The organism is Gordonia hirsuta DSM 44140 = NBRC 16056, from assembly GCF_000333015.1.
GTDB classification, from domain to species: domain Bacteria; phylum Actinomycetota; class Actinomycetes; order Mycobacteriales; family Mycobacteriaceae; genus Gordonia; species Gordonia hirsuta.
On sequence record NZ_BANT01000022.1, the window covers coordinates 73164 to 99556 of the forward strand.

The 26393-nt window shown below is 69.6% G+C and carries 23 protein-coding genes and 1 pseudogene; 20 read left to right on the forward strand and 4 right to left on the reverse strand.

Annotation, left to right across the window (positions count from 1 at the left end; genetic code table 11):
- Window positions 1-23: 23 nt before the first annotated feature.
- The 15 genes from GOHSU_RS08990 (at window position 24) to GOHSU_RS09060 (ending at window position 16210) form a co-directional block, all read left to right on the forward strand.
- Window positions 24-386 (forward strand): NADH-quinone oxidoreductase subunit A, encoded by a 363-nt coding sequence (locus tag GOHSU_RS08990; RefSeq protein WP_005940065.1) that lies wholly within the window; start codon window positions 24-26, stop codon window positions 384-386.
- Window positions 377-931: a NuoB/complex I 20 kDa subunit family protein gene (locus GOHSU_RS08995; RefSeq protein WP_005940067.1), complete on the forward strand. Its 555-nt coding sequence runs from the start codon at window positions 377-379 to the stop codon at window positions 929-931. Before GOHSU_RS08990 ends, GOHSU_RS08995 begins: the two co-directional genes overlap by 10 nt.
- Window positions 928-1590, forward strand: a complete 663-nt coding sequence (locus GOHSU_RS09000) for an NADH-quinone oxidoreductase subunit C (protein ID WP_005940070.1) — start codon at window positions 928-930, stop codon at window positions 1588-1590. Before GOHSU_RS08995 ends, GOHSU_RS09000 begins: the two co-directional genes overlap by 4 nt.
- Window positions 1587-2882, forward strand: coding sequence for an NADH-quinone oxidoreductase subunit D (locus GOHSU_RS09005; RefSeq protein WP_005940072.1), 1296 nt, complete (start codon window positions 1587-1589; stop codon window positions 2880-2882). The genes GOHSU_RS09000 and GOHSU_RS09005 overlap by 4 nt, the downstream gene beginning before the upstream one ends.
- The gene (gene nuoE / locus GOHSU_RS17380) at window positions 2879-3514 is read left to right on the forward strand and encodes an NADH-quinone oxidoreductase subunit NuoE (RefSeq protein WP_005940075.1); all 636 of its coding nucleotides are present in this window, start codon (window positions 2879-2881) and stop codon (window positions 3512-3514) included. The genes GOHSU_RS09005 and nuoE overlap by 4 nt, the downstream gene beginning before the upstream one ends.
- Complete coding sequence (gene nuoF / locus GOHSU_RS09015; protein WP_005940078.1) at window positions 3511-4812, forward strand: NADH-quinone oxidoreductase subunit NuoF; 1302 nt, start codon at window positions 3511-3513, stop codon at window positions 4810-4812. Before nuoE ends, nuoF begins: the two co-directional genes overlap by 4 nt.
- A complete protein-coding gene (locus tag GOHSU_RS09020) occupies window positions 4809-7235 on the forward strand; it encodes an NADH-quinone oxidoreductase subunit G (RefSeq protein WP_005940081.1) in 2427 nt (808 codons plus the stop codon). Before nuoF ends, GOHSU_RS09020 begins: the two co-directional genes overlap by 4 nt.
- The gene (nuoH, locus tag GOHSU_RS09025; protein WP_005940084.1) at window positions 7235-8539 is read left to right on the forward strand and encodes an NADH-quinone oxidoreductase subunit NuoH; all 1305 of its coding nucleotides are present in this window, start codon (window positions 7235-7237) and stop codon (window positions 8537-8539) included. The genes GOHSU_RS09020 and nuoH overlap by 1 nt, the downstream gene beginning before the upstream one ends.
- Window positions 8532-9035, forward strand: a complete 504-nt coding sequence (nuoI, locus tag GOHSU_RS09030) for an NADH-quinone oxidoreductase subunit NuoI (protein ID WP_005940086.1) — start codon at window positions 8532-8534, stop codon at window positions 9033-9035. Before nuoH ends, nuoI begins: the two co-directional genes overlap by 8 nt.
- On the forward strand, window positions 9032-9790 hold the full coding sequence (locus GOHSU_RS09035; RefSeq protein ID WP_005940090.1) for an NADH-quinone oxidoreductase subunit J: 759 nt from the start codon (window positions 9032-9034) through the stop codon (window positions 9788-9790). Before nuoI ends, GOHSU_RS09035 begins: the two co-directional genes overlap by 4 nt.
- Window positions 9787-10086, forward strand: coding sequence for an NADH-quinone oxidoreductase subunit NuoK (nuoK, locus tag GOHSU_RS09040; RefSeq protein ID WP_005940093.1), 300 nt, complete (start codon window positions 9787-9789; stop codon window positions 10084-10086). Before GOHSU_RS09035 ends, nuoK begins: the two co-directional genes overlap by 4 nt.
- A gap of 5 nt (window positions 10087-10091) precedes the next feature.
- A complete protein-coding gene (gene nuoL / locus GOHSU_RS09045) occupies window positions 10092-11981 on the forward strand; it encodes an NADH-quinone oxidoreductase subunit L (protein ID WP_005940097.1) in 1890 nt (629 codons plus the stop codon).
- Window positions 11978-13492: an NADH-quinone oxidoreductase subunit M gene (locus tag GOHSU_RS09050; protein WP_005940101.1), complete on the forward strand. Its 1515-nt coding sequence runs from the start codon at window positions 11978-11980 to the stop codon at window positions 13490-13492. The genes nuoL and GOHSU_RS09050 overlap by 4 nt, the downstream gene beginning before the upstream one ends.
- A complete protein-coding gene (gene nuoN, locus GOHSU_RS09055) occupies window positions 13489-15144 on the forward strand; it encodes an NADH-quinone oxidoreductase subunit NuoN (RefSeq protein ID WP_005940104.1) in 1656 nt (551 codons plus the stop codon). Before GOHSU_RS09050 ends, nuoN begins: the two co-directional genes overlap by 4 nt.
- 67 nt (window positions 15145-15211) lie before the next feature.
- Complete coding sequence (locus GOHSU_RS09060) at window positions 15212-16210, forward strand: isopenicillin N synthase family dioxygenase (RefSeq protein WP_005940116.1); 999 nt, start codon at window positions 15212-15214, stop codon at window positions 16208-16210.
- Between the two features lie 42 nt (window positions 16211-16252).
- On the opposite strand, the gene GOHSU_RS09065 is transcribed toward GOHSU_RS09060, so the two are convergent.
- A complete protein-coding gene (locus tag GOHSU_RS09065) occupies window positions 16253-17020 on the reverse strand; it encodes a crotonase/enoyl-CoA hydratase family protein (RefSeq protein ID WP_005940119.1) in 768 nt (255 codons plus the stop codon).
- The gene (locus GOHSU_RS09070) at window positions 17017-18543 is read right to left on the reverse strand and encodes an AMP-binding protein (protein WP_005940122.1); all 1527 of its coding nucleotides are present in this window, start codon (window positions 18541-18543) and stop codon (window positions 17017-17019) included. Before GOHSU_RS09070 ends, GOHSU_RS09065 begins: the two co-directional genes overlap by 4 nt.
- Before the next feature lie 71 nt (window positions 18544-18614).
- Here GOHSU_RS09070 and GOHSU_RS09075 point away from each other — a divergent pair, with 71 nt between their 5' ends.
- Complete coding sequence (locus tag GOHSU_RS09075) at window positions 18615-19178, forward strand: TetR/AcrR family transcriptional regulator (RefSeq protein ID WP_005940125.1); 564 nt, start codon at window positions 18615-18617, stop codon at window positions 19176-19178.
- A gap of 13 nt (window positions 19179-19191) precedes the next feature.
- Here GOHSU_RS09075 and GOHSU_RS09080 read toward each other — a convergent pair.
- A pseudogene (locus GOHSU_RS09080) lies at window positions 19192-19557 on the reverse strand (DUF6841 family protein); the annotation flags it as partial.
- 142 nt (window positions 19558-19699) lie between these two features.
- Window positions 19700-20719: an LLM class flavin-dependent oxidoreductase gene (locus GOHSU_RS09085; protein ID WP_005940131.1), complete on the reverse strand. Its 1020-nt coding sequence runs from the start codon at window positions 20717-20719 to the stop codon at window positions 19700-19702.
- 132 nt (window positions 20720-20851) lie between these two features.
- On the opposite strand from GOHSU_RS09085, the gene GOHSU_RS09090 reads away from it, so the two are divergent.
- The 4 genes from GOHSU_RS09090 (at window position 20852) to GOHSU_RS09105 (ending at window position 26383) form a co-directional block, all read left to right on the forward strand.
- Window positions 20852-21556 (forward strand): DUF4352 domain-containing protein, encoded by a 705-nt coding sequence (locus GOHSU_RS09090; protein ID WP_005940135.1) that lies wholly within the window; start codon window positions 20852-20854, stop codon window positions 21554-21556.
- Between the two features lie 128 nt (window positions 21557-21684).
- Window positions 21685-23583: an amidohydrolase family protein gene (locus tag GOHSU_RS09095; protein WP_005940138.1), complete on the forward strand. Its 1899-nt coding sequence runs from the start codon at window positions 21685-21687 to the stop codon at window positions 23581-23583.
- Window positions 23580-24905 carry an MFS transporter gene (locus GOHSU_RS09100; protein WP_005940141.1) on the forward strand — a complete coding sequence of 442 codons (1326 nt, stop codon included), beginning with the start codon at window positions 23580-23582 and terminating at the stop codon, window positions 24903-24905. The genes GOHSU_RS09095 and GOHSU_RS09100 overlap by 4 nt, the downstream gene beginning before the upstream one ends.
- Entirely contained in the window at window positions 24902-26383 is a 1482-nt protein-coding gene (locus GOHSU_RS09105; protein ID WP_005940145.1) for a pyridoxal phosphate-dependent decarboxylase family protein, read from the forward strand. Before GOHSU_RS09100 ends, GOHSU_RS09105 begins: the two co-directional genes overlap by 4 nt.
- The last annotated feature ends 10 nt before the right edge of the window (window positions 26384-26393 follow it).

Genomic DNA, 26393 nt, shown 5'->3' on the forward strand with positions numbered 1-26393 from the left:
GCGGCACAGGAGGGCTGAGCGCAATGAACGCCTACGCACCGATCCTGATGCTCGGCGGGATCGCGCTGGCCTTCGCCGTCGTCTCGGTCGTGATCGCCGCGGTGATCGGGCCGCGCAGACCGAACCGGGCCAAGCTCGAAGCCTACGAATGCGGCATCGAACCGCTGCCGGCCAGCGCCGGTCTGGTCCAGCGTTTCCCGGTGAAGTACTACCTGACGGCGATGCTGTTCATCATCTTCGATATCGAGATCGTCTTTCTGTATCCGTGGGCGGTGGCCTCGGACACCCTCGGCTGGTTCGGGATCGCCGCGGTGGGCCTGTTCATCGTGAACGTCTCGGTCGCCTACGCCTACGAGTGGCGGCGCGGAGGACTGCAATGGGATTAGAAGAACAGCTGCCCGGCGGCTTCCTGCTCAGCACCGTCGAGCAGCTCGCCGGGTACTTCCGCAAGGGCTCGCTGTGGCCGGCCACCTTCGGGCTGGCCTGCTGCGCCATCGAGATGATGGCCACCACCTCCGGCCGCTACGATCTGGCCCGCTTCGGTATGGAGGCCTTCCGCGCCTCCCCGCGCCAGGCTGATCTGATGATCGTCGCCGGACGGGTCAGCCAGAAGATGGCGCCGGTCCTGCGGCAGATCTACGACCAGATGGCCGAACCCAAGTGGGTCCTGGCCATGGGGGTGTGCGCCTCCTCCGGCGGGATGTTCAACAACTACGCCATCGTCCAGGGCGTCGACCACGTGGTTCCGGTCGACATCTATCTGCCCGGCTGCCCGCCGCGACCGGAGATGCTGCTGAACGCGATCCTGGCGCTGCACGCGCAGATCGGCGACGAGCCGCTGGGTGTCCACCGTGCCGAGGCGGTGCAGGTCGCCGAACGGGCGGCGCTGAGCGCCCCGACCACCCTCGAGCTCAAAGGCCGGCTGCGATGAGCGACGAGCTGTTCGTCACGCGCGGGCTGTTCGGTCCGCCCGGGACCGGCGACACCTCCGGGTACGGCGGTCTGGTGTCCTCGATTGCGCTTCCCGGGGCGGCGCAGCGCCCGTACGGCGGTTGGTTCGACGAGGTGGTCGACGAGCTGATCACCGGGCTGCGCGCCCGCGAGGTCGATCCGGATGCGGCGCTGCTGGCCGTGGTGGTCGATCGCGGTGAGCTGAGTCTGACCATCGCCCGCGAACACCTGCCCGCCGTCGCGGTGACCCTGCGGGACGAGCCGGCGTTGCGGTTCGAACTGTGTCTGGGGGTCAGCGGCGTGCACTATCCGCAGCAGACCGGCCGCGAACTGCACGCGGTGCTGCCGCTGCGCTCGATCACCCACGACCGGCTGATGCGGGTGGAGGTCACCGCCCCCGACGAGGATCCGCGAATCCCCAGCCTCACCGCGATCTATCCGACCAACGACTGGCACGAACGCGAGACCTACGACTTCTTCGGGATCGTGTTCACCGGCCACCCGTCGCTGACCCGCATCGAGATGCCCGACGACTGGGAGGGACACCCGCAACGCAAGGACTATCCGCTCGGCGGGATCCCCGTCCAGTACAAGGGCGCCACGGTGCCGCCCCCGGATGAGCGCAGGAGCTACCGATGAGCGGGCAGACCTACACCGTGAGCGGCCGCGACTGGGATCAGCTGGTGGCCGATCTGGCCGACCGCAGCTCCGCCGACGAGCGGATCGTGGTGAACATGGGCCCGCAGCACCCCTCCACCCACGGGGTCCTGCGGCTGATCCTGGAGATCGAGGGCGAGACGGTCACGCAGGCCCGGTGCGGTATCGGCTATCTGCACACCGGTATCGAAAAGAACCTGGAGTTCCGCACGTGGACGCAGGGGGTCTCGTTCGTGACCCGGATGGACTATCTGGCGCCGTTCTTCAACGAGACCGCCTACTGCCTGGCGGTGGAGAAGCTGCTGGGGATCACCGAGGCGATCCCCGAACGCGCCAGCGTGATCCGGGTTCTGCTGATGGAACTGAACCGCATCACCTCGCATCTGGTGGCCCTGGCGACCGGCGGCATGGAACTGGGAGCGGTGACCCCGATGTTCCTCGGTTTCGGCGCCCGCGAAACCATTCTCGACCTGTTCGAGGAGATCACCGGCCTGCGGATGAACCACGCCTACATCCGTCCCGGCGGGGTCGCCGCCGACCTGCCCGACGGCGCGCAGCAGAAGATCGCCGCCGTCCTGGATGCCCTGCCGGCACAGATCGCCGAAGTCGAGGCCCTGCTCACCCACAATCCGATCTGGCAGGCCCGCACCCGCGGCGTCGGATTCCTGGATCTGAGCGGCTGTATGGCCCTGGGCATCACCGGCCCGGTCCTGCGCTCCACGGGGCTGCCGCACGACCTGCGCAAAGCCGCACCCTACTGCGGGTACGAGGACTACGAATTCCAGGTCGCCACCGACACCGCCTGCGACTCCTACGGGCGCTACCTGATCCGGGTGCAGGAGATCTACCAGTCCATCGCGATCGCCCGCCAGGCCCTGGACAAGCTGACGCCCGGACCGGTGATGATCGAGGACGCCGCCATCGCCTGGCCGGCCGACCTGGACGTCGGTCCCGACGGTCTGGGCAACTCGCGCGAGCACATCGCCGAGATCATGGGCGGCTCCATGGAATCGCTCATCCATCACTTCAAACTGGTCACCGAGGGTTTCCGGGTGCCGCCGGGGCAGTGCTATGTCACCGTGGAGTCCCCGCGCGGGGAGCTGGGCGTGCACATGGTCTCCGACGGCGGCACCCGCCCCTACCGGGTGCACTTCCGCGATCCGTCCTTCACCAACCTGCAGGCGGTGTCGGTGATGTGCGAAGGCGGTCTGGTGGCCGATGTGATCACCGCGGTGGCCAGTATCGATCCGGTGATGGGCGGGGTGGATCGATGAACAAGCCCGTCTTCCTCACCGTGACACCGCATCCGAGCATCGAGTTCTCCGGCCCGGACGCCTACGACGCCGAAGTCACCGCCGCACTGACCGCCGATGCCCGACCGATCATCGCGCGCTATCCGCAGTCGCGATCGGCGCTGCTGCCGCTGCTGCACCTGGTGCAGTCCCACGACGGCTACCTCACCCGCGCCGGCATCGGCCTCTGCGCGCAGCTGCTGGACCTGACGCTGGCCCAGGTCGCCTCGGTGGCCACCTTCTATTCGATGTACCGCCGGGAACCGACCGGTGAGCATCTGATCGGGGTCTGCACCACGACCCTGTGCGCGGTGATGGGCGGCGACGCGATCTTGGACCGGCTCTGCACCCACCTGGGTCTGGAGCCGGGGCAGACCACCGAGGACGGCGCGGTGACGGTCCAGTCGGTCGAATGCAATGCGGCCTGCGATTTCGCGCCGGTGGTGATGGTCAACTGGGAGTTCTTCGACGACCAGACGCCCGAGTCGGCCGTGGCGCTCGTCGACGATCTGCGGGCCGGCCGGCCGGTGCAGCCCAGCCGCGGCGCCGACTCCCTGTGCACCTTCCGGCAGGTCTCCCGGCTGCTGGCCGGCGTCGAGGAGGAGCGGCCATGATCCCGGTCCTGTCCCGCCACTGGTCGCAGGAGCAGTCCTGGACGCTGGAGTCCTACCGGCGCCACGACGGCTACCGGGGTCTGCGGGCCGCGCTGGACATGTCCCCCGACCAGGTGATCGAGCTGGTGAAGGCCTCCGGGCTGCGCGGCCGCGGGGGCGCCGGATTCCCCGTCGGCACCAAATGGTCGTTCATCCCGCAGGGGGCCGACGACACCAGTGAGGCCCACTACCTGGTGGTCAACGCCGACGAGTCCGAGCCCGGCACCTGCAAGGACATGCCGCTGATGCTGGCCAGTCCGCACACCCTGATCGAGGGCATCGTGATCGCGGCCTATGCGATCCGGGCCCGCCACGCCTTCATCTACATCCGCGGCGAGGTCGCCTCGGTGGTCCGGCGGCTGCGCGCCGCCGTCGCCGAGGCCTATGACGCCGGGCTGCTGGGCCGGTCGATCCTGGGTTCGGCTCTGGATCTGGAGCTGGTGGTGCACGCCGGTGCCGGCGCCTACATCTGCGGCGAGGAGACCGCGCTGCTGGAGTCGTTGGAGGGCCGGCGCGGTCAGCCGCGGCTGCGCCCGCCGTTCCCCGCAGTGGCCGGTCTGTACGCCAGTCCCACCGTGGTCAACAACGTCGAATCGATCGCCAGTGTGCCGTCGATCCTGCTGAACGGCTCCGACTGGTTCCGGTCCATGGGCACCCCGGCCTCCCCCGGGTTCACGCTGTACTCGCTGTCCGGGCACGTCACCCGGCCCGGCCAGTACGAGGCGCCGCTGGGCATCACGCTGCGCGAGCTGCTCGAGCGGGCCGGCGGCGTGCGGGCCGGGCACACCCTGAAGTTCTGGACACCGGGCGGCTCCTCCACCCCGATCCTGACCGCCGAGCACCTCGATGTGCCCCTGGACTACGAGCATGTGGCCGAGGCCGGGTCCATGCTGGGCACCAAAGCGCTGCAGATCTTCGACGAGACGGTGTGCGTGGTGCGCGCCGTCGCCCGCTGGACCGAGTTCTACGCCCACGAATCGTGCGGCAAATGCACGCCGTGCCGCGAGGGCACCTACTGGCTGCGGCAGCTGATGGAGCGGCTGGAGAACGGGGACGCCGACGACGACGATCTGACCACCCTGTTCGAGATCACCGACAGCGTCGTCGGCAAATCGTTCTGTGCCCTCGGCGATGCGGCCGGCAGCCCGATCTTCAGCTCGCTGGAGTACTTCCGCGACGAATACCTGGCCCACTTCCCCGGCGACGGCCGCCCCGGCGGATGCCCGCTGGATCCGGCGAAAGCGACGGCCTGGTCATGAGCGACGACACGCGCAGCGAGCGGCCCGGCCTGGTCACCGTCACCATCGACGATGTGCAGGTCACCGTCCCGGCCGGCACCCTGGTGATCCGCGCCGCCGAACAGCTCGGAGTGGACATCCCCCGGTTCTGCGATCATCCGCTGCTGCCGCCGGTCGGCGCCTGCCGGCAGTGCCTGGTGGAGATCGAGGGTCAGCGCAAACCGATGCCCTCGTGCACGGTGCCGGTCGCCGACGGCATGGTGGTGCGCACCCAGCACACCTCCGCCGAGGCCGAACGCGCCCAGCGCGGGGTGATGGAGCTGCTGCTGATCAACCATCCGCTGGACTGCCCGACCTGCGATAAGGGCGGCGAGTGCCCGCTGCAGAATCAGGCGATGTCGGCGGGCCGGCCGGTCTCCCGGTTCGACGCGGTCAAGCGGACCTTCACCAAACCGGTGCCGCTGTCGGCCGAGGTGCTGCTGGACCGGGAGCGGTGCGTCCTGTGCGCCCGCTGCACCCGGTTCTCCACCGAGATCGCCGGGGATCCGCTGATCGAGATGGCCGAACGCGGCGCCCTGCAGCAGGTCGTCGCCTATCAGGACGAGCCCTTCGAATCGTATTTCTCCGGCAACACCGTGCAGATCTGCCCGGTGGGGGCGCTGACCGGGGTGACCTACCGGTTCCGTGCCCGCCCCTTCGATCTGGTGTCCACGCCCAGTATCTGCGAGCACTGTTCGGCCGGCTGCGCCCAGCGCACCGATCATCGGCGCGGGCGGGTGATGCGGCGGCTGGCCGGGGACGATCCGGAGGTCAACGAGGAGTGGAACTGCGATAAGGGCCGGTGGGCGTTCGAGTACGCCCAGCTGCGCGATCGGTTGACCGTACCGCTGGTGCGCGGTGAGGACGGCACCCTGGCACCGGCGGCCTGGCCGCACGCGCTGGCCATCGCCGCCCGCGGGCTGGCGGCCGCCGGCGCCGCCACCGGAGTGCTGATCGGCGGGCGGGCCACCGTCGAGGACGCCTACGCCTACGCCAAATTCGCGCGGGCGGTGCTGGGCAGCAATCACGTCGATACCCGGATCCGGGCTCATTCGGCCGAGGAGTCGGACTTCCTGGCCGCCCGGGTCGCCGGCACTGGGATCGGGCTGACCTATCCGGTCCTGGAGACCGCGCCGGTGGTGGTCCTGGCCGGACTGGAACCGGAAGAGGAATGCCCGATCCTGTTCCTGCGGCTGCGGAAGGCGGTGCAGGCCGGCCGCACGCAGGTGGTGACCCTGGCTCCGCTGGCCAGCCCGGGAAGTGTCAAACTGTCGGCCCGCGTCCTGGCGTGCACACCCGGTCAGGAGGGACCGTGGCTGGCTTCGACCGAGGTGGCCGAACTGCTGGCCCGCCCCGGTGCGGTGCTGCTGACCGGTGAACGCCTGGCCACCGCACCCGGTGCGCTCAGCGCCGCCGCCGCCGTCACCGCCGCCACCGGCGCCGCCCTGGCCTGGGTGCCGCGACGGACCGGGGAACGCGGCGCCCTCGATGTGGGCGCGGCGCCGAACCTGCTGCCTGCCGGGCGCCCGCTGGCCTCGGCGGCCGCCCGGGCCGATCTGGCTCAGGTCTGGGGGGTGACCCCGCCGGCCGATACCGGCCGGGACACCGCCGGAATACTCGCCGGACTGGGTGAGGGCACCCTGGCCGCGGCCGTCACCGGCGGCGTCGACCTGGCCGATCTGCCCGACCCGCAGGCCGCCGCCGACGCACTGCACGGCGCATTCGTGGTGAGCCTGGAATTGCGGCCGTCCTCGGTGACCGCCCTGGCCGATGTGGTCTTCCCCGTCGCCGCCGTCACCGAGAAACGCGGGACCTTCGTCAACTGGGAGGGCCGCCCGCGCAGCTTCGGCACCGCCCTGCCCGCCCCGGAGCGACGGACCCTGCCGCTGGCCGATCACCGGGTGCTGCATCTGCTGGCCGCCGAACTCGGCGCCGATCTGGGCTGCCCCGACGGCGAGGCCATCCACCGCGAGTTCGGGCGCATCGGGCCGTGGACCGGTGAGCGGGCCGCCGCACCGGCAGCCGACCCCGCACCGGTCCCCGCCGAACCCGCAACCGCCGAACCCGATGCCTCGGCACCTGACGATGCCCCTGCGCAGTGGGTGCTGGCCTCCTGGCGGATGCTGCTCGACGACGGCTCCCTGCAGGAGGGTGCGCCCGATCTGGCGGCCACCGCCCGCCGGCCCGTCGTGCGGCTCTCCCCCGCCGATGCGGCGGCGATCGGTGCCGCCGACGACGACCTGGTGACCGTCTGGACCGACCGCGGCGAGCTGACCCTGCCGCTGGCGATCACCCCGATGGTCGACGGCGTCGTCTGGGTTCCGATGCGTTCACCCGGTTCCCATCTGCACACGGCGCTGGCCGCGAGTCCCGGCGATCGGGTGCGTGTACGGAGGCGGTCGTGATGCGGGCCGCACCGTTCCCGGACCTGGCCGACTTCGGCCGCGATCCCTGGTGGCTGATGCTGGCCAAGTCCCTGGCGATCTTCGGGTTCCTGGTGCTCACCGTCCTGGTGGCGATCCTGGCCGAACGCAAGATCATGGCCCGCATGCAGCGGCGGCTCGGACCCAACCGGGTCGGCTGGCACGGGATCCTGCAGAGTCTGGCCGACGGGGTCAAACTCGCCCTCAAGGAAGGCATCACCCCGGCCGGGGTGGACAAGGTGCTGTACCTGCTGGCTCCGATCATCGCGCTGGTGCCGGCGATCATGGCGTTCGCGGTGATCCCGATGGGCCCGTCGGTCTCGGTCTTCGGCCACCACACCCCGCTGCAGCTGACGGACCTGTCGGTGGCGGTGCTCTACATCCTGGCGGTCACCTCGATCGGCGTCTACGGGATCGTGCTGGCCGGCTGGTCGTCGGGATCGACCTATCCGCTGCTGGGTGCGCTGCGCTCGACCGCGCAGGTGATCTCCTACGAGATCGCGATGGGACTGACCTTCGCCGCGGTCTTCCTGCTCTCGCACACCATGTCCACCTCCGGGATCGTCGCCGCGCAGCAGGGCCGCTGGTACGTGCTGGTGCTGCTGCCGTCCTTCGTCATCTACGCCATCTCGATGGTCGGCGAGACCAACCGGGCCCCGTTCGACCTGCCCGAAGCCGAAGGCGAACTGGTCGGCGGCTTCCACACCGAATACTCCTCACTCAAGTTCGCGATGTTCATGATGGCCGAATACATCAACATGGTGACGGTCTCGGCGCTGGCGACCACGCTGTTCCTCGGCGGCTGGCAGGCACCGTGGCCGTTGAGCCTGTGGTCGGGGGCGAACTCGGGCTGGTGGCCGCTGCTGTGGTTCGTCGGCAAGGTGTGGGTGTTCTTGTTCGTCTTCATCTGGCTGCGCACCACGCTGCCGCGGTTGCGCTACGACCAGTTCATGGCCCTGGGCTGGAAGGTGCTGATCCCCTTCGCGCTGGGCTGGGTGCTGGTGGTGGCGATCCTGGCCCAGGCCACCCGCACGATGACCGCGACATCGGCCGGGCTGATCCTCGGTGCCGCCGGGCTGGTGGTGACCGCGGTGCTGCTGCGGGCGATCGGCCGCGTGGTCGCCGGTCCCTCGCAACCGCCGGGCACGCCCCCGGCACCGGAGGTGTTCGACGCCTTCGCCGGCGGCTTCCCGGTGCCGCCGCTGCCCGGACAGACCATCCCGGCCGGGCCCGTCGTTCCCGACGGCCCGGGCCCCACCACCGACAGGGAGGCCTCGCGTGCCTGAGCTACCCAAGCCGATCGCCGGCTTCGGCCAGACCTTCTCGGCGATGTTCGCCGCGCCGGTCACCGAGCAGTACCCGGAGGAGAAGGCCCCGCCGGCCGCGCGCTACCACGGGCGCCACCAGCTGAACCGGTACGCCGACGGGCTGGAGAAATGCATCGGCTGCGAGCTGTGCGCCTGGGCCTGCCCAGCCGATGCCATCTTCGTCGAGGGCTCCGAAAACACCGAGGAGCAGCGCTATTCCCCGGGTGAACGCTACGGCAGCGTCTACCAGATCAACTATCTGCGCTGCATCGGCTGCGGGCTGTGCGTGGAGGCCTGCCCCACCCGGGCGCTGACGATGACCGACGACTACGAGATGACCGGACCGACCCGGGCCGGAATGATCTATGAGAAGGATCAGCTGCTGGCGCCCCTCGAGGACGGGATGACCGCCCCGCCGCATCCGATGGCCCCGGGCACCCGGCCCGAGGACTACTACCGCGGGGACGTCACGTGATCGCCGCCGAGGAACTGGTGCGCACCTCGACCGGCGAAGCCGTCACGTTCTGGGTGCTCGCGGTGATCGTCGTGGTCGGCGCACTCGGGGTGGTCCTGAGCCGCAAAGCCGTCTACTCGGCGGTGTTCCTGGCGATGACGATGATCGTGCTGGCCGTGTTCTACGTGGCCCAGGGCGCACTGTTCCTCGGTGTGGTGCAGGTGGTGGTCTACACCGGCGCGGTGATGATGCTGTTCCTGTTCGTCCTGATGCTGATCGGGGTGGACTCGGCCGATTCGCTGGTCGAGACGATCCGGGGCCAGCGCGTTCTGGGGGTGGGTCTGGGTGTGGGGTTCGCGATCATGGGGGTGGCCGCCCTGGGGACGGCGAGTCTGACCCCGTTCCGCGGAGCACCGCCCACCGGCACCGGCAATGCGCACGTACGGGCCCTGGCCGAGCTGATCTTCATCGACTACCTGTGGGCCTTCGAACTCACCGGTGCCCTGCTGATCACCGCGACCCTGGGTGCGGTGGTGCTGGCCCACCGTCAGCGCGTCGAGCCCAAACCCACCCAGCGGGACCTGGCGCTCGCCCGGGTCCGCAGCGGTGCGCGCATGACTCCGCTGCCGCCCCCGGGGGTGTACGCCCGGCACAACGCCGTCGATCTACCAGCCCGCGAACCCGACGGCTCCCCGTCGGCGCAGTCGGTCAATGCACTGCTGACTCCTCGCGAGATCCCCGACAGCGGCCAGGCCCGGATTCAGGAGGGTCGATGAATCCGGCGAACTATCTGTTCCTGTCGGCGATCCTGTTCGCGATCGGCGCGGCCGGGGTGCTGCTGCGCCGTAACGCGCTGGTGGTGTTCATGTGCGTGGAGTTGATGCTCAACGCCGCCAATCTGGCGTTCGTCACCTTCGCCCGCATGCACGCCAGCCTGGACGGGCAGGCGATCGCCTTCTTCACGATGGTGGTCGCCGCCGCCGAGGTGGTGGTCGGGCTTGCGATCATCATGATGATCTTCCGTGTCCGCAAGTCCGCGTCGGTCGACGACGCCGATCTGCTGAGGCGGTGACCGCGATGCTCTGGTGGCTGCCCGGACTACCGGCCTTGGGCGCCCTGCTGCTGCTGGTCGGCGGACGTCGCACCGACCGCTGGGGGCACCTGCTGGCCACCGCGCTGGCCGGCGCCTCGGCGGTGGTCGCGATCGTGGCGGCGGTGGCGATGATCGGCCGCGACACCGCCGACCGGACGGTCCTGGCCCACGGCTGGCGCTGGATCACCGCCGGCGACTTCCACGTCGAGGCGGGGCTGCGGCTGGACCAGTTGTCGGTGTGCTTCGTGCTGCTGATCACCGTCGTCGGCACCCTGATCCACCTCTATTCGATCGGCTACATGGCCGCCGACCCGGACCGGCGCCGCTTCTTCGCCTACCTCAACCTGTTCCTGGCCGCCATGCTGGTGCTGGTGCTGGCCGACGGCTATCTGGGCATCTACCTGGGCTGGGAGGGTGTCGGTCTGGCCTCGTATCTGCTGATCGGCTTCTGGCAGCACAAGCCGTCGGCGGCCACGGCGGCGAAGAAGGCCTTCATCATCAACCGGGTGGGCGACGTCGGCTTCGTGATCGCCCTGATGGTCATGTTCGCCACCTTCGGTTCGGTCGGCTTCGGCCCGGTGTTCGACGGTGCCGCGGCCGCCGGAGAGGGCACGCTCAACGCGATCTGCCTGCTGCTGTTGCTGGCGGCCTGCGCCAAATCCGCGCAGGTCCCGCTGCAGGCCTGGCTGCTCGATGCGATGGAGGGCCCGACGCCGGTGTCGGCGCTGATCCACGCAGCGACCATGGTGACCGCCGGGGTGTACCTGATCACCCGGTCGGCCCCGCTCTACGATCTGGCCCCCGGCGCTCAGACCGCCGTGATCGTGGTGGGCGCGGTGACCCTGCTGTTCGGTGCGGTCATCGGCTGCGCCAAGGACGACATCAAGAAGGCGCTGGCCGCCTCCACGATGAGCCAGATCGGCTACATGGTGCTGGCCGCCGGGCTGGGACCGGCCGGCTACGCCTTCGCCATCGCCCACCTGATCGCCCACGGCTTCTTCAAGGCCGGCCTGTTCCTGGGTGCCGGATCGGTGATGCACGCGATGGACGACGAGACCGATATGCGCCGCTACGGCGGTCTGGCACGGGTCATGCCGATCACCTTCGTCACCTTCGGTCTGGGGTATCTGGCGCTGATCGGCATTCCGCCGCTGTCGGGCTTCTTCACCAAGGACTCGATCATCGAGGCGGCGCTGGCCGCCGGCGGGGTGCGCGGTCCCCTGCTGTTCGTCGTGGCCGTCACCGGCGCCGGGCTGACCGCGTTCTACATGACCCGGGTGATGGTGATGACCTTCTTCGGGCAGCGTCGCTGGGAGGTCCCGGGGCGGCCCGCACCGCAACCGCGCGAGGCGCCGCCGACGATGACCTGGCCGATGATCGTGCTGGCCGTCGGCTCGGTGGGCGCCGGCGGGGCGCTGATCATCGGCGGCGGCCTGCAGCACTGGCTGGCCCCGGTGGTCGGGCAGGCCGAACACCGGCAGGCTCCGCTGCCGGCTGCGGCGGTCACCGTCCTGGTGCTGGTCTCGGTGCTGATCGGCGCCGGACTGGCCTGGCGCCGCTACCAGCTGACCCCGGTCGCTCCGGAGGCTCCCGCACAGGTGTCGGCGCTGACCCGCGCGGCGCGCCGCGACCTGTACGGCGATGCGGTCAACGAAGGACTGTTCGCCGCCCCCGGGCAGCTGCTCACCCGTGCGCTGGTGACCGTCGAAGACGACGGCATGGCCCGGATCCCGGCCGAGGTCGGCGCCGGGGTCGACCGGATCTCCCGGCTCAGCCGTGGTCTGCAGAACGGTTTCGTGCGCTCGTATGCGGCGTCGATCCTGGTCGGCACCCTGGCGATCGGTGTGATCGTGTGGGTGGTGAGCGCGCTGTGACCGCCGTGCCCTGGCTGACCGTGCTGTGGCTCATTCCCGCCGCCGCCTCCCTCGCCGTGCTCGCGGTGCCGGCGCATCGGGCCGATACCGCCAAGGCACTGGCCCTGGGCGCCTCGGTGGTCACCGCGGTGTGGGCGGTGCTGGTGGCGGTGCGGTTCTCCGCGGCCGGACCGCGGTTCCAGCTGATCGAGGACGTCAGCTGGATCCCGGCGATCGGCGCCAGCTATTCGCTGGCCCTGGACGGGATCGGGCTGGCCCTGCTGCTGCTGACCGCGCTGCTGGCGCCGGTGCTGATCGGGGCCGGCTGGCACGAGGCCGACATCAGCGGCCGGACCACCGCGCGCGGCACCCACACCTTCTTCGCCCTGCTGCTGGCGACCGAGGCGATGGTGCTGATCAGCTTCGTGGCCACCGATGTGCTGCTGTTCTACATCGTCTTCGAGGCGATGCTGATCCCGATGTACTTCCTGATCGGCGGGTACGGCACCGGCCCGAACGCCTCGAGGGCGGCGGTCAAGTTCTTGCTGTACAACCTGCTGGGCGGGCTGGTGATGCTGGCCGCGGTGATCGGGCTGTACGTGGTGACCACCCGCAGCGGACCGGGCACCTTCTCGCTGAGCGCCATCGGCGAGCTGGTCCGGGGCGACGGGCTGGCGGCGTCGTCGTCGACCCTGAATCTGCTTTTCCTGGGTTTCCTGTTCGCGTTCGCGGTTAAGGCGCCGCTGTGGCCGTTGCACAGCTGGCTGCCCGACGCGGCGGTGGCCGCCACACCGGCCAGTGCGGTGCTGATGATGGCGGTGATGGACAAGGTCGGCACCTTCGCGATGCTGCGCTTCTGTCTGGAACTGTTCCCGGAGGCGTCGGCGACCTTCGCGCCGGTGATCTGTGTGCTGGCGGTGATCTCGGTGATCTACGGGGCGATCGTGGCCATCGGCCAGACCGACCTGATGCGGCTGATCGCCTACACCTCGATCTCGCATTTCGGGTTCATCGTGCTCGGCATCTTCGCGCTGACCGCGCAGGGTCAGGCCGGGTCGACGCTGTACATGGTCAACCACGGCATCTCCACGGCGGCGCTGTTCCTGATCGCCGGATTCCTGGTGACCCAGCGCGGCAGCAGGCGCATCGCCGACTACGGCGGCACCGCGAAGGTGGCCCCGGTCCTGGCCGGCACCTTCCTGGTGGCCGGACTGGCGACCCTGTCCCTGCCCGGGCTGGCCCCGTTCATCAGCGAGTTCCTGGTGCTCATCGGCACCTACGTGCGCTATCCGGTGGCCGCCGTGGTGGCTTCGGTCGCGCTGGTGCTCTCGGCGCTGTACATCCTGTGGACCTATCAGCGCATGTTCGGCGGACCGGCGCACCAGCCCGGACCGATCCGCGACCTGGATCTGCGTCAGCGCACCGTCGCCGGAGTCCTGATCGCCGCACTGCTGGTGCTGGGCCTGTTCCCCGGTCTGATTCTGGACTTCGTGGACCCGGCCGTGAGCTACTTCTCCGGGAGCCTCCGATGATCGCCGCCGGCGCGAGTGCGCCGAGCATCGCCTACTTCGCGCTGTCGCCGATGCTGATCGTCTTCGGTGTGGCGGTGGCCGCCGTGGTGGTCGAGGCCGTCATGATCGGCCGCGCCCAGCACCGGCACACCGTGCAGCTGGTGCTGGCGCTGAGCGGGCTGGCCGCGGCACTGGGCATGCTGATCGCCGTGGCCGTGGCCGTGGCCGGCGACGGGACCGGGCAGTCACTGATGTCGGGGGCGGTGGTGATCGACGGTCCGGCCCTGTTCGGCCAGGGTGTGGTGCTGCTGGTGGCGCTGGGGGCGGTGGCCTTCATGGGCGAGCGGCGCCTGGACCGGGTGTGGGCTCCGCTGGAGGTCAAGACCGCCGGCGGAGCGCCGGTCATCCTCGGTGAGACCGGGACACCGGCCGTGCACCAGGAGGGTCCGGCCGATGCCTTCACCCCGGCCGCGGCCACCGTGCCCGGCTCTCCGGAAGAACTGGCGGCCGCCCGCGCCCAGACCATCACCACCGAGGTGTTTCCACTGGCCTTGTTCGCCGTCGGCGGGATGCTGCTGTTCGGTGCGTGCGGGGATCTGCTGACCATGTTCATCGCCCTGGAGGTGCTGTCGCTGCCGCTGTATCTGCTGTGCGGTCTGGCCCGGCGCCGGCGGCTGCTGTCGCAGGAGGCCTCGCTCAAGTACTTCCTGCTCGGCGCGTTCGCCTCGGCGATCTTCCTGTTCGGCGCGGCCTTCGCCTACGGCGCCACCGGATCGCTGAACCTGGCCGAGATCGGTGAGGCGATCGCCTTCGGCCACGCCGACCGCACACTGGCGCTGATCGCCACGGTGCTGGTGGTGGTCGGCCTGTTGTTCAAGGTCGGCGCCGTCCCGTTCGGTTCCTGGGTGCCCGACGTCTACCAGGGCGCCCCCACCCCGGTCTCGGCGCTGATGGCCTCGGCCACCAAGGTGGCCGCCTTCGGCGCACTGCTGCGGGTGCTGCACGTGGCGTTCCCGGCTCTGGAACCGGACTGGCGGGTGGCGCTGGGGATCATCACCCTGGCCACGATGGTGCTGGCCACGTTCATGGCGGTGACCCAAACCGATCTCAAACGCATGCTCGCCTACTCCTCGGTCTCGCACGTCGGGTTCGCCCTCACCTCGGCGATCACTCTGGGCTCCGCCGGGGTGGCGGCGACGCTGTTCTATCTGGGTGCCTACGCCTTCGCCGCCTTCGGCGCCTTCGCATTGCTGGCAGTGGTCCGCGATTCCGCCGGGCGGGAGGAGGCCGCGTTGTCGTCCTGGTCGGGTCTGGGCCGGCGCAGCCCGATGGTCGGTCTGCTGATGTCGCTGTTTCTGCTGTCGTTCGCCGGGATCCCGTTGACCAGTGGTTTCATCGGGAAACTGGTCGCCTTCGCCGCGGCAGGCGCCGACGGTGCGTGGGTCCTGGTGATCGCCGGTGTGCTCGCCAGTGCCGTGGCGGCCTGGTTCTACGTCCGGGTGATCGTGTCGATGTTCTTCGCCACCACCGCCGAGCCGGCCCCGGTGGTGGGCGCCCCCAGTCCGCTGACCACGGTGCCGATCGGGGTGTGTGCCGCGGTGACCGGGATCCTCGGTTTCTTCCCGCAGCCGCTGCTGGCGCTGGCCGAGGCGGCATCGTCGTTCCTGGGCTGACGACGCCGCCGCCGGGATGAAAGCGCACTGGCACACCTCGCACTGGCCCACCCCCTAGGGTGGAGCCATGACGTTGACCGAGCTGCCCATCGTCGACCTGTCCCTGGTCGATACCGACCCGGTGGCCTTCCGCCACGCGCTGCGCTCTGCCACCCACGAGGTCGGCTTCTTCTACCTCGTCGGTCACGGTATCGACCGTGCCGTCCGGGACCGGCTGCTGGACACCGCGCGTGACTTCTTCGCCATGGCCGACACCGAGAAGTTCAGTGTCGAGATGCTGGCCAGCCCGCAGTTCCGTGGATACACGCGGTTCGGCGGTGAATACACCCAGGGCGCGGTCGACTGGCGCGAGCAGATCGATCTGGGCGCCGAATACCCTCCGCTGGATGCCGGTGAGGACGCCCCGGCGTTCCTGCGCCTGGACGGCCCGAATCTGTGGCCCCTGCAGCTGCCCGAGTTCCGCGAGGTGATCACCGACTGGCAGCAGCGCTGCAGCGCGCTGGGGATGACTCTCATGCGCCAGTGGGCGCTGAGCCTGGGCTCACCCGAAGACGTGTTCGACGCCGCCTTCGCCGACCGGCCGTCGACGCTGCTGAAGCTGGTGCGCTACCCCGGCCGCGAGGAGGCCGCCGACCGGCAGGGCGTCGGGGCGCACAAGGATCCGGGGGTGCTGACCCTGTTGCTGGTGGAGCCGGGCAAGGGCGGGTTGCAGGTGGAGTACGACGGCACCTGGATCGATGCCCCGCCGGTCGAGGACGCATTCGTGGTGAACATCGGCGAGTTGATGGAATACGCCACCGACGGCTACCTGAAGGCCACCATGCACCGGGTCCAGTCGCCGCCGGCGGGCACCGAACGGCTGTCGGTGCCGTTCTTCTTCAATCCGGCGCTCAGTTCGACGATGCCCAAGATCGCACTGCCGCCGGAGCTGGCCGCCCACGCCCCCGGTGTCACCGACGATCCGGACAACCCGATCTCGGGCACCTTCGGCGAGAACATGCTCAAGGCCCGGCTGCGGGCGCACCCCGATGTGGCCGCGCGCCATCACGCCGACCTGCTGGACTGACCCCGTCACCGCACGGCGCTCGGCCGGCGCGGCCGGTCCCGGTCAGATGTCGTCGAAGGAGCCGCCGCGACCCTTGCCGCCGGCAAAGCGCGCGGCACCGGTGAGACCGTCGCGACTCAGCGAGGTCATGCCGATCGCGTATTCGCCCAGCAGCGCCGTCGGCTCGTCCTGCGACCATTGGCTGCGCGCCGACCGCCGGTCACCGCGCATGCAGGTCTGCGGCATGCGGGCGATGTCTTTGGCCAGCTCGACCGCCGCCTCCCGTGCGGTACCGGACGGCACCACCCGGTTGACCAGCCCGATGTCCAGTGCTTCGGCCGCTTCTACGGGACGGCCGGTCAGGATCAGGTCCATCGCGCGGCTGTGCCCGATCAGCCGGGGCAGCCGGATGGTGCCGCCGTCGATCAAGGGCACTCCCCACCGCCGGCAGAAGACGCCGAGCGTCGCATCGTCGTCGGCCACCCGCAGATCGCACCACAGGGCCAGTTCCAGACCACCGGCCACAGCATGGCCGTTGATCGCGGCGATCACCGGTTTGTCCAGATCCAGGCGCGTCGGACCCATCGGCCCGTCGCCCTCGGGGGTCAGCGGATTGCTGCGTTCGGTCCCGACCCCCTTGAGGTCGGCGCCGGCGCAGAACGACGGTCCGTCGCCGGCCAGCACCGCGACCTTCGCATCGGAGGCCTCGAACTCGCGGAAGGCCGCCGCCAGCTCCCGGGACATGGGCCCGTCGACGGCGTTGTGCCGATCGGGGCGGGCCATGACGACGATCAGGACGTCGCCGTCGCGTTCCACACGGACATCACTCATTTGGACGCCTCCCACAGCGGCTCCCGCAGCGCGCGGCGCAAGATCTTGCCGACCGCCGATTTCGGAATGGCCTCGACCAGATGCACGGTCTTGGGCGCCTTGTGCGCGGCGATCAGGCCGCGGACGTGCTCGATCAGCTCGGACTCGGAGACCTGCGCCCCCGGCGCCACCACGACGAAGGCGGTGACCGCCTCCACCCACTTCTCGTCCGGGGCGCCGACCACCGCGCATTCGGCCACGCCCGGATGCGAGGCGAGCGCATCCTCGACTTCGCGCGGATAGACGTTGTAGCCCCCGGTGATGATCATGTCGCTGGTGCGGTCGACCAGGTGCAGGTAGCCGCGCTCGTCGAAGCGCGCCAGATCCCGGGTCTTGATCCACCCGTCGGGGGTGAACGTGGCGGCGTTGAGCTCGTCGGCATCGAAGTAGCCGGCCATCTGGAAGGGCGCACGCAGCGTGATCTCGCCGATCTCCCCGCGCGGCACCTCCCGGCCGTCGTCGTCGAGCAGTGTCAACTCCACATCGGTCGACGGCATCCCGCAGGCACCCCACAGTGAGCGGTCGGCATGTGCCTGCTCGTCCAGCGCGGCGATCACCAGCGGGGCCTCGGTCTGGCCGTAGTACTGGGCCAGGATCGGCCCGAACGCCTCGATGGAGCGTTCCAGGACAGGCGCGGGCATGGGGCTGGCCCCGTAAATCACCTTGCGCAGCGAACTCAGGTCGGCGTCGGCGAGGACGCCGGTGCTCAGCAGCATGGCGAACATCGTGGGCACCAGGTTGATCTCGGTGACCCGGTAGCGGGCGATCGCGGCCGCGAACGAGGCCGGTTCGAAGCCGGGCAGAATCGCTGAGGCTCCGCCGCGCACCCAGTACGGAAGAACAAAGGTGCCGCTGGCATGGATCAACGACGCCGCATGCAGCATCACCGAATCGTGGCGCGGGTCCAGTAGATTGGCCAGGATGTTGGTGCAGATCGCCCCGTACGAGCCCTGGGTGTGGATGACCGCCTTGAGTTTTCCGGTGGTGCCGGAGGTGTAGAGCAGCAGCGTCGGGTCGTCCGGCGAGAGCTCGACGTCCGGTTCACCGATCGGGCCGTCGGCCGGCTCCAGCAGATCGGCGATGCCCTCCGCCTGCGCACCCAGGCCCAGAATCTGCAGTCCGTCGATCCGGCCGGCGAGTTCGGTCGCCCGCTCGATCAGCGACGCGTCCGCCACGACGACGCTGGCGCGCGAACCCTCGACCATTGCCGCGTGCTCGTCCAGGGACAGGCGGGCGTTGAGCGGCACCCGCACCACCCCGGTCTTGATCGCCGCGAAATCCATCGGCACCGAGTTCAGGCCGTTGTTCACCAGCAGCGCGACGTGGGCCCCCTTCTGCACCCCGGCCGCCAGCAGATGGTGGGCGATGAGATTGGCGCGGTCGTTGACCTGTTGGAAGGTCAGGGTGTCGTCGCCGACGTAGATCGCGGGCGAGTCGGCGTGCGCCGTCGCTCCGCGAAGGATATGGGTGGCTGCCATCGCCATGTCTGACTCCTGTCGCTCATCCGAGCAAAACAGATCTTTTGGTCTGTTTTGATGTCTGACATGATTGTGACGTGACTTCCCCGCCCCGTCAAGAGCGCGCCGTCCGGACCCGCGAAAAAATTCTGGCCGGCGCCGTCGACGTGCTGGTCGAGTACGGATACGCCGGGATGACCATGCAGCGGGTACAGGCCGCCGCCGGAGTCAGCCGCGGCGCCCTGACCCATCATTTCGGCTCGATGTCGGAGATCGCCGTCGCCGCCGTCGACTACATCGCCGACCAGCAGGCCGCCGAGATCCGGGAAGCGGTGATCGCCGACGCATCGGTCGATGCCACGGTCCAGATGATTCATCAGATCACCCGCCGGCCCACCTTTCTGGCGGGACTACAGCTGTGGCTCGCCGCGCGTGCCCAGCCCGAGTTGCGCTCGGCGCTGCAGCCGGGCGCCCATCGGCTGCTCGGTCAGATCCGGGAAGCGCTCACTCCCCTGGTCGGCGATCTGCCGGAGGACCAGCTCGCCGTCTTCGTCGACGGGCTCCTCAGCCTGCTGCGCGGCCTGGCCATCGGCGCAGTCCTGCGCGACCGCCCCGAGCGGGAAGCCCAGGTTCTGCATGCGTGGATTTCAGCGTTTCGCTGAGGAACCGCCCACCTCAATCCAGCAGCTTCGGATCGACTCCACGCTCGCGCGCCAGTGCCGTCAGCTTCTGCGCATCGTCGACCTGGATGCACACACACGCCTGCAACCCCTCGGGCGAGTCCCGCAGAACGTAGTGGCCGGTACTGTCGGGCAGCGGGGCCCCGGTGTCGTCGTAGAACAGCCAGTGCACCGCCACCTGCACCAGTCTGTCGGTCAGCCAGCGGATCTCCTCGACCTCATAGCCGACAGATCCCAGCCCCAGCTTTCGGTACATCGGGAACGAGGCCGTGAGGCCCGCCGCCATCTCCTCCCGCGTCGCCGCGACACCGGAGAACCGATCGTCGACGATCACACCGGGTTCGGCCCACAGGCCCGCACCGGCCTCGGCATCGAAGTCGGTGACCGCTCAGGCGTATCGGTCAAGATAGGCGATCACCGCCGTGTCACTGTGTCCCATCCGGTGAGCGTAGCTCTCCCCGGCTCGTTCCCACCGCTGCGGACCGGCCAGGCGACGTGCTCGGTCAGCGCCAGCCCAGAGCCGGTGCCACATGGGTCAGGATCGACTCGAGTACGTGCACGTTGTACTCGACACCGAGTTGGTTGGGCACCGTCAGCAGCAGGGTGTCGGCGGCGGCGATCGCCTCGTCGGCCCGCAGCTGCTCGATCAGCTTGTCCGGTTCGGCGGCATAGGACTTGCCGAACCTGGCCAGCCCGCCCTCGAGGTGGCCGACCTGATCCTGGTCGCCTCCCCGCAACCCGAAGTATGCGCGGTCCTGGTCGTTGACCAGCGCGAAGATGGAGCGGCTCACCGACACCCGCGGCTCGAAGCCCCAGTCGTGACGGGCCCACTCGCCCCGGAACACCTGGATCTGCTCGGCCTGCAACTGATGGAACGGCACCCCGGTGTCCTCGGTCAGCAGCGTCGAACTCATCAGGTTCATGCCCTTGGTCGCGGTCCACTCGGCGGTGGCCCGGGTACCCGATCCCCACCAGATGCGCTCGCGCAGCCCGGGTGAGTGCGGCTCCAGCCGCAGCAGCCCCGGCGGGTTGGGGAACATCGGCCGCGGGTTGGGCTCGGCGAAGCCGTCACCCTCGAGCAGTTGGAGATAGACCTCGGTGTTGCGGCGCGCCATATCGGCGTCGGTCTGCCCCTCACCGGGCTGGTAGCCGAAGTACTTGTACCCCTCGATCACCTGCTCGGGTGATCCGCGCGAGATCCCCAGCTGCAGGCGCCCGTCGGCGATCAGGTCGGCGGCACCGGAGTCCTCCACCATGTACAGCGGATTCTCGTACCGCATGTCGATCACCCCGGTCCCGATCTCGATGCTCGAGGTCTTGGCACCGATCGCCGACAGCAGCGGGAACGGCGAGGCCAACTGCCGGGCGAAGTGGTGCACCCGGAAGTACGCGCCGTCCACGCCGATCTCTTCGGCCGCCACGGCCAGGTCGATGGACTGGTGCAGCACGTCAGCGGCACTGCGGGTCTGTGAGCCCATGCCCTGCGACCAGTGCCCGAACGAGAGGAATCCGATCTTCTTCATAACAACACTAACCGTACCGTGGTCCGCTTATATTCCCCCTGCCGATTCGCACGGTAAAGGCGAATTGTCGGTACCTGAGGGCATGGTGAGCACCGACCGAAGCACATCCACCCTTGAACAGAGGAGTTCACCATGACCACGCCCCCGACCCCGCCCAGCGCCCAGCCGCCGCAGTCCGGCCCCTTCCCGAACCAGCCTCCGCAGTTCGGCCCCACCCCCGGGCAGCCCTATCCGCCGATCCAGCCGACCGCGGCCCCGAAGAAGAATAAGAAGAAGTGGCCGTGGATCGTCGGCGCCCTGGTGGTGCTGGGCATCATCATCGGCGCGGTCAGTGGCGGCGAAGAAGCCTCGACCGGATCCAGCAGCTCGACCGGGTCCGGTAGCGCCGACACCAACAGCGGCAGCGATGGCACCGGCGGCAGTGATACCGGCGGTGACGCCGGCCTGAACGCACCGGTCCGCGACGGCAAATTCGAGTTCGTGGTGACCGGCGTCGAATCGGGACTCTCCACCGTCGGAACCAACGAGTTCCTGGCGCAGAAGGCCCAGGGCCAGTTCGTCGTGGTGACCATGACCGTGCAGAACACCAGCGACAAGCCGCAGTCGTTCAGCCCGAGCAATCAGAAGCTCAAGGATGCGGCAGGCCGGACCTTCGAGACCGACTCCTCGGCACAGATCGCCCTCGATGACACCGATATCGCTGTGTGGGACAACATCAACCCCGGTAACACCGTCACGGTCAAGCTTGTCTTCGACATGCCCGCCGACGCGCAGCCGGCAAGCCTGGAGCTGCACGACTCGGCCTTCTCCGGCGGGGCCACCGTCAATCTGCGGTGAGCCCGGGCGTCCGGCCGGCACCTGGGGGGTCTGGCCGGACGCCGCCGCAGTGTCGTAGCGACCTGACATCTGCGCCAAAGCGGCGCAATCCGGACGAAACTGCAACTAGTTCTAATAGCCTTCCAGGCGTGCGTAAGTCTCTCGGTGCGGTTCGCCCGTTTTCTCTTCTTATCGTTCTGCTCGCCGGCCTGCTGACCGCGGCGTCGGCGGCTCTGCTGCCACCGGCGGCTGCGGCGCCGGCCGCCCCCGCCTATGAACTGGCCGGCAAATGCTTTCGGCTCAGCGGCAAGTCCGTACCCGGTGGGCACTACTACGCCAAAGCCGCGGCCCTGGGACAGTTCCTGTTCTCCGACAAGTCAGGCCGGCTGCTGACCGCCGACGGCGGCTCGGCGGTCTTGCGCACCGCACCGTCGAACGCCTCGATCTGGTCGGTGCGCCACGACGGCGACCGCTACCGACTGACCTCGGTGACCGCCGGCAAGATCCAGCGGACGGTCTCGCTGACCGCGGCGCAGGGCTGCCGGAACTTCCCCGAAGCGCAGCTCAACGTCGACGGCGGCTTCGGCGCCCCCGTCGACGCGCAGGGCAGACTCCTCGGCTTCGCCGACGGCCACGCCCACCTGATGGCCGAGCAGTTCCTCGGCGGCGGCCTGCACTGCGGTAAACCGTTCAGCCCGCTGGGCATCACCGTCGCCCTGAAAGACTGCGCCGACCACGCCCCCGACGGCTGGCCCGCGCTCAGCGAACACATCCTGTCCGAGCCGGGACCGCACAGCGCCTACGGCTGGCCGAGCTTCACCGGCTGGCCCAAGTGGTATTCGCTGACCCACGAACAGACCTACTACCGGTGGATCGAACGCGCCTGGCGCGGCGGTTTGCGGGTGATCAACAACTACTACGTGCAGAACCGGGTGCTGTGCGAGCTGTATCCGCTCGGCGACGAACCGTGCGACGAGATGGAGTCGGTGCGGATTCAGCACCGGCGGCTGGCTCGTCTGCAGAACTACATCGACGCCCAGGCCGGCGGCCCCGGGAAGGGCTTCTTCCGGATCGTCACCGATGCCGCCCAGATGCGCTCGGTGATCGCCGCCGGCAAACTCGCCGTCACCCTGGGGATCGAGATCTCCGAACCGTTCGGTTGCACGATGATCCACGACGTCCCCCAGTGCACGCGCGGCGACATCGACCGCGGGATGGATGAGCTCAAGGCCATGGGCGTGCGGCAGATGATCTTGACGCACAAGTTCGACAACGCCTTCGGCGGTGCGCACATCGACTCCGACTTCACCGGTCTGGCGGTCCAGACCGGCCAGGTGATCGCCACCGGCCGGCCCTGGCAGACCGAACCGTGCCGTACCCCCCGGCGCGACCATCAGGCACCGTTCGACGCCCCCGGCCGGTGCAACGCGCGCGGCCTCACCGACCTGGGCGCCTACGCGGTGAACGCGGCCATCGACCGGAACCTGGTGATCGACATCGACCATCTGTCGGTCAAATCGGCCGACCGGGTCCTGTCGATCGCCGCCGGCCGCGACTATCCGGGCCTGACCTCCTCGCACACCTGGACCGATCCGGCCAACTACCGGCGCATTCTGTCCGCCGGCGGTGCCGTGGGCCTGTATGCCAGCGGCGCCGAACGCACACCCGGCGACAAGCACAGCGAGTCCTTCGTCGACGAGTGGCGGAAGCTTCGCCAGGCCAACGGCGGTGCGCCCGTGGGAATCACCTTCGGCCCGGATATGAACGGGCTGGGCAAACAGGCTCCGCCCCGGCCCGGCGCCAAGAAGAACCCGGTGCGCTACCCGTTCCGCGCTGAAAACGGCGCCCTGATGTCCCGGCAGGTCTCGGGCACCAAATCCTTCGATGTCAACGTCGACGGCACCGCGCACTACGGCCTGATTCCGGACTGGATCGAAAGCCTGCGACTGGCCGCCGGCGCCGACGGCAACGCCCTGGTCGACGACATGTATCACGGCGCTTCGGCCAAACTCGCGATGTGGGAGCGCACTGAAGCGCACACCCGATGACCATCGCCGCACCGCCCCGGTCGGTGTCCCTGGGATACGCCGTCGGCAGTGTCGGCACCGGCGCGTTCGGGGTGCTTCCGGGGCTGGTGCTGGCGTACTACCTCACCGACTCCCTCGGTGTCGGGGCGTTGCTCGCCGCGGTCATCGTGGTGATTCCCAAGGCGATCGACGTGGTGATCAATCCGCTCATCGGCGCCCGCAGTGACGCCGACGTCGGCGCCACCGGCGGCCGGACGCGGCTGATGTGGCTGGGCACCCTCGCGATCCTGCCGCTGTTCGTGCTCACCTTCTCCGCCCCCACATCCGTCGGGCCGGGCCTGGGTGCCCTGTGGGTGCTGATCTTCTTCTCGCTGGCGGCGGTCGCCTACGCCTGTTTTCAGGTCCCCTACATCGCGCTGCCGGCCGAGCTGACACCGGACTATCACGCACGCACCCGATTGATCTCCGAGCGGATCGTCGTGCTGGCGCTGACGATCCTGGTGGTCGGGGCCGGCGCCCCAGCGATCCGGGATGCCCTCGGCGGCCCACCCGGCTACGTCGCGATGGCCGTCGCCGTCGCGGCCTTGATGGGCACGGGCATGGCCGCCGCCACGTTCTGGGCGGGCCGGGCCGCCGCACGCCGCCCCGACCGGACCCCGGCCGGCGGCGGGCACAGCGCCCGAGACGGGCTGAGGGCCCTGCGCAACAACCGGCACTACCGCATCCTGTTGGCGGTGTTCGTCATCCAGGCTCTGGCCACCGCGGTCATGCTGGCCGGGGCGCAATACCTGGCCACCTATGTGCTCGACGACAAGACCGCCCTGACGCCCCTGTTCGCCGCGCTCGTCGCGCCGGCGCTGCTGGTGATGCCGGTGTGGGTGCGGATCGGGCGGCGGCTGGGCAAACGACGGTCCCTCGCGCTGGCCTCCACTGTGTTCCTGCTCGCCTCGGCGGTACTGGGCGTCGCGATCGTCGCTCCCGGGACCTGGGTGTTCGCGCCGGTGGCGCTGTGCGGCATCGGCTACGCCGGGATGCAGACCTTCCCGCTGGCGATGCTGCCCGATGTGATCGACGAGCAGACCCGGCGTGCCGGCCGTGATCAAGGCGGTGCGCTGTCGGGGTTGTGGACCGCCGCCGAGACCTTCGGGATGGCCGTCGGGCCGGGACTGTTCCTGCTGGTGCTGGCCGCCGCCGGCTTCGTCTCCTCCACCGGGGACAGCCCCGCCGCCCAGCCGCACAGTGCCCTGGTGGGGATCACCGCCGGCTTTGCCCTGCTGCCAGCCGCCCTGATCGCCCTCAGCCTGCTGATACTGGCCCGCTACGACAAGGACACTTCCGCATGAGCCGCTCCCGCAGCCCCGAACAGATCCTGGCCGAACTGGCCCGGCGCCGCACCGCCGACGCCCCGACACACGGCGGGCGGGTCCTGAGCTATGTCTACGATTCCGGGCTGGCCGAACTGGACGAGCTGGCCGCCGGCGCCGCGGCGCTGGTGCAGCCGGTCAATGCCCTCGACCCCACCGTCTTCGGTTCGGTCGCCTCCCTTGAGCGCGACCTGATCTCGTTCGCCCGCACCGCGTTCCACGGCCCCGAGGCGATCGGCTCGGTCACCTCCGGCGGCACCGAGAGCTGCATTCTCGCGGTGAAGGCGGCCCGCGACCTGGCCGGGGTAGCGGCCGGGCGGGGATCGATCGTGCTGCCGTCCACCGCCCACGCCGCCTTCGACAAGGCCGCCGCACTCCTCGGCGTCCGGGCGGTGCGCGTACCGGTCGATCCAGTCACCACCGCCGTCACGGTCGAGGCGATGGCCGCTGCGATCGACGAGCAGACCTTCCTGCTGGTGGCCTCGGCGCCGAACTATCCCACCGGCACGATGGATCCGATCGAGGACCTCGGCGCGCTCGCCTCCGCACGCGGCGTGCCCCTGCACGTGGATGCGTGCCTGGGCGGGTTCGCGCTGGCCTGGTGGCCCGAGCCGCTGCCCGCCTGGGATTTCCGGGTCCCCGGGGTCACCAGTATCTCGGCCGATCTGCATAAGTACGGCTACGCACCCAAGGGAGCCTCGCTCCTGCTGCACACCGACCGGGACCGGCACCGGGCGGGTTTCTTCGCCACCACCGACTGGCCCGGATATCCGGTGGTCAATCCCACCCTGCTCGGATCGCGGTCGGCCGCCGGACTCGCCTCGGCCTGGGCGATCGCCGAATACCTGGGCCCGGCCGGCTTCTCCGCCCTGGTCGCCGACATCGCTGCGGCCACCGCCCGGCTGCGCGCGGTGGTCGACGATATCGACGGTCTGCGCGTGACCGGACACCCGGCCGGACCGGTCTTCGCGGTCACCGCCGATCCCGCCAGCACCAGCCCGATCGACCCACATCGGTGGTCTTCGGCGGTGGCCGACCACGGTTTCACACTGCAGGCCCAGCCACGCTACGTGCAGTCCGACGGCACGCTGTTGCCTGCCAGCACACATCTGACCGTCACCCCCGTCACCGCCGGGGTGCTCGAGGAGCTGTCGGCCGCCCTGCGCGCCGGTGCCGCCGATGCCCGCGGCGCCGGAGCGGCACAACCACCCCAGGCGCTGGCCGGCCTCACCGACGCCTTCGCCGACGGCACCCTCACCGTCGACGACGCACTGGCACTGCCGTCCGAGGCGGTCGAGGCCGCCCTGATCGGCGCCGGCATCGATCCGCACACCGATCCCTCCGGTGCCGCCGAGGCCCTCGACCTGCCGGCGGTGATCGCCGCGATCGAGTCTTTGCCCCGCCCGGTCACCGCGAAGATGCTGACCGAGTTCCTGGCGGCCTACGGAAATCCGTGATCGCCCCGGA

Coding starts and splice junctions, on each gene's coding strand:
- GOHSU_RS08990 (WP_005940065.1), top strand. CDS start 24: ATGAACGCCTACGCACCGATCCTGATGCTCGGCGGGATCGCGCTGGCC.
- GOHSU_RS08995 (WP_005940067.1), top strand. CDS start 377: ATGGGATTAGAAGAACAGCTGCCCGGCGGCTTCCTGCTCAGCACCGTC.
- GOHSU_RS09000 (WP_005940070.1), top strand. CDS start 928: ATGAGCGACGAGCTGTTCGTCACGCGCGGGCTGTTCGGTCCGCCCGGG.
- GOHSU_RS09005 (WP_005940072.1), top strand. CDS start 1,587: ATGAGCGGGCAGACCTACACCGTGAGCGGCCGCGACTGGGATCAGCTG.
- nuoE (WP_005940075.1), top strand. CDS start 2,879: ATGAACAAGCCCGTCTTCCTCACCGTGACACCGCATCCGAGCATCGAG.
- nuoF (WP_005940078.1), top strand. CDS start 3,511: ATGATCCCGGTCCTGTCCCGCCACTGGTCGCAGGAGCAGTCCTGGACG.
- GOHSU_RS09020 (WP_005940081.1), top strand. CDS start 4,809: ATGAGCGACGACACGCGCAGCGAGCGGCCCGGCCTGGTCACCGTCACC.
- nuoH (WP_005940084.1), top strand. CDS start 7,235: ATGCGGGCCGCACCGTTCCCGGACCTGGCCGACTTCGGCCGCGATCCC.
- nuoK (WP_005940093.1), top strand. CDS start 9,787: ATGAATCCGGCGAACTATCTGTTCCTGTCGGCGATCCTGTTCGCGATC.
- nuoL (WP_005940097.1), top strand. CDS start 10,092: ATGCTCTGGTGGCTGCCCGGACTACCGGCCTTGGGCGCCCTGCTGCTG.
- nuoN (WP_005940104.1), top strand. CDS start 13,489: ATGATCGCCGCCGGCGCGAGTGCGCCGAGCATCGCCTACTTCGCGCTG.
- GOHSU_RS09060 (WP_005940116.1), top strand. CDS start 15,212: ATGACGTTGACCGAGCTGCCCATCGTCGACCTGTCCCTGGTCGATACC.
- GOHSU_RS09065 (WP_005940119.1), bottom strand. CDS start 17,020: ATGAGTGATGTCCGTGTGGAACGCGACGGCGACGTCCTGATCGTCGTC.
- GOHSU_RS09070 (WP_005940122.1), bottom strand. CDS start 18,543: ATGGCGATGGCAGCCACCCATATCCTTCGCGGAGCGACGGCGCACGCC.
- GOHSU_RS09085 (WP_005940131.1), bottom strand. CDS start 20,719: ATGAAGAAGATCGGATTCCTCTCGTTCGGGCACTGGTCGCAGGGCATG.
- GOHSU_RS09090 (WP_005940135.1), top strand. CDS start 20,852: ATGACCACGCCCCCGACCCCGCCCAGCGCCCAGCCGCCGCAGTCCGGC.
- GOHSU_RS09100 (WP_005940141.1), top strand. CDS start 23,580: ATGACCATCGCCGCACCGCCCCGGTCGGTGTCCCTGGGATACGCCGTC.
- GOHSU_RS09105 (WP_005940145.1), top strand. CDS start 24,902: ATGAGCCGCTCCCGCAGCCCCGAACAGATCCTGGCCGAACTGGCCCGG.